This window comes from Blastococcus litoris, from assembly GCF_003075095.1.
Classification (GTDB): domain Bacteria; phylum Actinomycetota; class Actinomycetes; order Mycobacteriales; family Geodermatophilaceae; genus Blastococcus_B; species Blastococcus_B litoris.
Genome location: NZ_QCZF01000021.1, coordinates 1 through 5515 on the forward strand (window position 1 = coordinate 1; position 5515 = coordinate 5515).

3 rRNA genes are annotated in these 5515 nt (G+C 59.1%); all 3 read right to left on the minus strand.

The features are described from left to right. Nucleotides 1–7 precede the first annotated feature (7 nt). The 3 genes from rrf to DCS98_RS22415 all read right to left on the minus strand — a co-directional run bounded on the left by rrf (nt 8) and on the right by DCS98_RS22415 (nt 5366). Nucleotides 8–124: ribosomal RNA gene (rrf, locus tag DCS98_RS22405) — 5S ribosomal RNA — on the minus strand. Between the two features lie 119 nt (nt 125–243). Continuing rightward, nucleotides 244–3372 (minus strand): 23S ribosomal RNA (locus DCS98_RS22410). Nucleotides 3373–3847: 475 nt separating this feature from the next. Continuing rightward, nucleotides 3848–5366, minus strand: a 16S ribosomal RNA gene (locus DCS98_RS22415). The 16S, 23S and 5S rRNA genes sit together here, the layout of an rRNA operon. Between the last annotated feature and the right edge of the window lie 149 nt (nt 5367–5515).

The window sequence follows — 5515 nt, forward strand, 5'->3', positions numbered from 1 at the left end:
AATGGTTGTCCGGCGGCGTCCTACTCTCCCACCCCGTCTCCAGGGCAGTACCATCGGCGCTGAGAGGCTTAGCTTCCGGGTTCGGAATGTTGCCGGGCGTTTCCCTCTCGCCATGGCCGCCGTAACTCTGTGAACATGTGCAACCCGCCAGGGATGGCTGGTTGGGTGTTCAGAACCGCACAGTGGACGCGACATGCTTTATGAGTTGACTCTGACCAGTGTTCCCGCACCCGATGGGTGTGTGTGGTCAAGTCCTCGGCCTGTTAGTACCGGTCAGCTCCACACCTTGCGGTGCTTCCACTTCCGGCCTATCAACCCGCTGGTCTGGGCGGGGGCCTTACCCGGTTGACCCGGTGAGAGACCTCATCTTGAAGCGAGCTTCCCGCTTAGATGCTTTCAGCGGTTATCCCTGCCGAACGTAGCCAACCAGCAGTGCACCTGGCGGTACAACTGGCACACCAGAGGTTCGTCCGTCCCGGTCCTCTCGTACTAGGGACAGCTCTTCTCAAGTCTCTTACGCGCACGGCGGATAGGGACCGAACTGTCTCACGACGTTCTAAACCCAGCTCGCGTACCGCTTTAATGGGCGAACAGCCCAACCCTTGGGACCTACTCCAGCCCCAGGATGCGACGAGCCGACATCGAGGTGCCAAACCATCCCGTCGATATGGACTCTTGGGGAAGATCAGCCTGTTATCCCCGGGGTACCTTTTATCCGTTGAGCGACACCGCTTCCACATGCCGGTGCCGGGTCACTAGTCCCAGCTTTCGCTCCTGCTCGACCCGTCGGTCTCACAGTCAAGCTCCCTTGTGCACTTGCACTCGACACCTGATTGCCAACCAGGCTGAGGGAACCTTTGGGCGCCTCCGTTACATTTTGGGAGGCAACCGCCCCAGTTAAACTACCCACCTGACACTGTCCCTGATCCGGATCACGGACCGAGGTTAGACATCCAATTCGACCAGAGTGGTATTTCAACGGCGACTCCACGAACACTGGCGTGCCCGCTTCACAGTCTCCCACCTATCCTACACAAGCCGAACCGAACACCAATATCAAGCTATAGTAAAGGTCCCGGGGTCTTTCCGTCCTGCCGCGCGTAACGAGCATCTTTACTCGTAGTGCAATTTCGCCGAGCCTGTGGTTGAGACAGCTGAGAAGTCGTTACGCCATTCGTGCAGGTCGGAACTTACCCGACAAGGAATTTCGCTACCTTAGGATGGTTATAGTTACCACCGCCGTTTACTGGCGCTTGAGTTCTGAGCTTCGCCTTGCGGCTAACCCGTCCCCTTAACGTTCCAGCACCGGGCAGGCGTCAGTCCGTATACATCGTCTTACGACTTCGCACGGACCTGTGTTTTTAGTAAACAGTCGCTTCTCACTGGTCTCTGCGACCCCCCTCCGCTACCGGCCGCGAGGGCCTTGACGGGAAGGGGTCCCCCTTCTCCCGAAGTTACGGGGGCATTTTGCCGAGTTCCTTAACCACAGTTCGCTCGATCGCCTCGGTATTCTCTACCTGACCACCTGAGTTGGTTTGGGGTACGGGCCGCTCGGAACTCGCTAGAGGCTTTTCTCGGCAGCATAGGATCATCCAATTCGCCTCATTCGGCTATGCGTCAGGCCTCACCCTGTATGCGGAACGGATTTACCTGCTCCGCGGGCCACACCCTTGCACCGGTACTACCACTCACCGGTAGGACTACCTTCCTGCGTCACCCCATCGCTTGCCTACTACCAGTCCGGGTCCCGCGCTAGAACCCGAGTCGACCCTCGAAAGAGCCGATCACGGGCGTTCGGGCGGTTAGCATCGCTGGGTTCAGCATGGGCGTTCCTTCGCGGGTACGGGAATATCAACCCGTTGTCCATCGACTACGCCTGTCGGCCTCGCCTTAGGTCCCGACTCACCCTGGGCGGATTAGCCTGGCCCAGGAACCCTTGGTCTTCCGGCGGGGGAGGTTCTCACTCCCCTCTCGCTACTCATGCCTGCATTCTCACTCGCGTGGCGTCCACGGCTGGATCACTCCGCCGCTTCGACCGCCACACGACGCTCCCCTACCCATCCACACCCCTGGCCGGCCCCTCAAGGAGGTCGACGGGGACATGTGTGAATGCCACGGCTTCGGCGGTGTGCTTGAGCCCCGCTACATTGTCGGCGCGGAATCACTTGACCAGTGAGCTATTACGCACTCTTTCAAGGGTGGCTGCTTCTAAGCCAACCTCCTGGTTGTCTCTGCGACTCCACATCCTTTTCCACTTAGCACACGCTTAGGGGCCTTAGCCGATGATCTGGGCTGTTTCCCTCTCGACTACGAACCTTATCGCCCGCAGTCTCACTGCCACGCTCTCACTTACCGGCATTCGGAGTTTGGTTGACGTCAGTAACCTTGTGGGGCCCATTAGCCATCCAGTGCTCTACCTCCGGCAAGAAACACGTGACGCTGCACCTAAATGCATTTCGGGGAGAACCAGCTATCACCGAGTTTGATTGGCCTTTCACCCCTACCCACAGCTCATCCCCCAGGTTTTCAACCCTGGTGGGTTCGGTCCTCCACGCGGTCTTACCCGCGCTTCAACCTGGCCATGGGTAGATCACTCGGCTTCGGGTCTAGGGCACGCGACTGACTCGCCCTGTTCGGACTCGCTTTCGCTACGGCTACCCCACACGGGTTAACCTCGCCACGTACCACTAACTCGCAGGCTCATTCTTCAAAAGGCACGCAATCACCCCGGACCGAAATCCTAAGGCTCTCACGGCTTGTAGGCACACGGTTTCAGGTACTATTTCACTCCCCTCCCGGGGTACTTTTCACCTTTCCCTCACGGTACTTGTCCGCTATCGGTCACCAGGGAGTATTCAGGCTTAGCGGGTGGTCCCGCCAGATTCACACCGAATTTCACGGGCTCGGTGCTACTTGGGAAACATGCTCGGGAGGCAACGCGTTTTCGTGTACGGGGCTCTCACCCTCTACGGCGACCCCTTCCAGAGGCCTTCCACTAACGACGCTGCTTTCTCACTCCCCGTCAGTCCGGCAGAACTGACCGAGCCGTCCCACGACCCCGCCCCCACAACCCCTGCCGGGTATCACATGGAAACGGTTTAGCCTCATCCGCTTTCGCTCGCCACTACTCACGGAATCACGGTTGTTTTCTCTTCCTGTGGGTACTGAGATGTTTCACTTCCCCACGTTCCCTCCACACGCCCTATGTGTTCAAGCGCGGGTCACACCACATGACTGGTGCGGGGTTCCCCCATTCGGAAATCCTCGGATCAACGCTCGGTTGACAGCTCCCCGAGGCTTATCGCAGCCTCCTACGTCCTTCATCGGCTCCTGGTGCCAAGGCATCCACCGTGCGCCCTTAACAACTTGGCCACACAAAAACACCGCACAACACGCGCCCGGAAGGACACACATCGTGCGGGCCTACAAGAACTCTGCAAAACAGAGTCAAAAAGATGCTCGCGTCCACTGTGCAGTTCTCAACGTCCAACCAGACACCACCCACCCGACCCCGCCGAACCCACCACCCCGCAGGGCATGTGGTGGTACGAGATGCAGGACGGCCCTGACACAAGAGCAACGTCCACGACCCGGGGATCACCCCCCGACCGGTCCGCTCCCTCAGGACCCAACAGCGTGCCTACGACCAGACCACCCACCCCCACCCCGTTCCCCACCCACCGAAGCGGGCCGTACTAGGAGCAGCAGCAGCTGCCGGCCGAACTGGTCAGCGTTCCACCCTCGAGCACCACCCAGACAACCCGCAGCAGATCGAAGATGACCTGCCGTCTCGTTCTGGCGTGGCTCTGCACCGACCACAACGAGGTGGCCGGCGAGTGCTCCTTAGAAAGGAGGTGATCCAGCCGCACCTTCCGGTACGGCTACCTTGTTACGACTTCGTCCCAATCGCCGATCCCGCCTTCGACGGCTCCCTCCACAAGGGTTGGGCCACCGGCTTCGGGCGTTACCGACTTTCGTGACGTGACGGGCGGTGTGTACAAGGCCCGGGAACGTATTCACCGCAGCGTTGCTGATCTGCGATTACTAGCGACTCCAACTTCATGGGGTCGAGTTGCAGACCCCAATCCGAACTGAGACCGGCTTTTTGGGATTCGCTCCACCTCACGGTATCGCAGCCCTTTGTACCGGCCATTGTAGCATGTTTGCAGCCCTAGACATAAGGGGCATGATGATTTGACGTCATCCCCACCTTCCTCCGAGTTGACCCCGGCAGTCTCCTATGAGTCCCCACCATCACGTGCTGGCAACATAGGACGAGGGTTGCGCTCGTTGCGGGACTTAACCCAACATCTCACGACACGAGCTGACGACAACCATGCACCACCTGTGCACGGCCCTTACGGACCCCCCATCTCTGGGAGATTTCCGTGCATGTCAAGCCTAGGTAAGGTTCTTCGCGTTGCATCGAATTAAGCAACATGCTCCGCCGCTTGTGCGGGCCCCCGTCAATTCCTTTGAGTTTTAGCCTTGCGGCCGTACTCCCCAGGCGGGGCGCTTAATGCGTTAGCTGCGGCACGGAACTCGTGGAATGAGCCCCACACCTAGCGCCCAACGTTTACGGCGTGGACTACCAGGGTATCTAATCCTGTTCGCTCCCCACGCTTTCGCTCCTCAGCGTCAGTTGTTGCCCAGAGACCCGCCTTCGCCACCGGTGTTCCTCCTGATATCTGCGCATTTCACCGCTACACCAGGAATTCCAGTCTCCCCTGCAACACTCTAGTTTGCTCGTATCGACTGCAGACCCGAGGTTGAGCCTCGGGATTTCACAGCCGACGCAACAAACCGCCTACGAGCTCTTTACGCCCAATAATTCCGGACAACGCTTGCACCCTACGTATTACCGCGGCTGCTGGCACGTAGTTGGCCGGTGCTTCTTCTGCAGGTACCGTCACTCTCGCTTCGTCCCTGCTGAAAGAGGTTTACAACCCGAAGGCCGTCATCCCCCACGCGGCGTCGCTGCGTCAGGCTTTCGCCCATTGCGCAATATTCCCCACTGCTGCCTCCCGTAGGAGTCTGGGCCGTGTCTCAGTCCCAGTGTGGCCGGTCACCCTCTCAGGCCGGCTACCCGTCGTCGCCTTGGTAGGCCACTACCCCACCAACAAGCTGATAGGCCGCGGGCCCATCCCCAGCCGATAAATCTTTCCACCACCAGACCATGCGGTCAGCGGTCATATCCGGTATTAGCCCCAATTTCTTGGAGTTATCCCAGAGCCAGGGGCAGGTTGCCCACGTGTTACTCACCCGTTCGCCACTGATCCCCCACCGAAGCGAGTTCACCGTTCGACTTGCATGTGTTAAGCACGCCGCCAGCGTTCGTCCTGAGCCAGGATCAAACTCTCCGTAGATGAATTTGAACCGGCTGAGAACCGCGAGCTGACACTCGCGATATCAATCAACCAAAGGAATCCCAGCCAGAATCCGAAGACCCTGGCACGGGGTATTACTTGGCACTGACTTTCGGCACGCTGTTGAGTTCTCAAAGAGCGGACGCGCA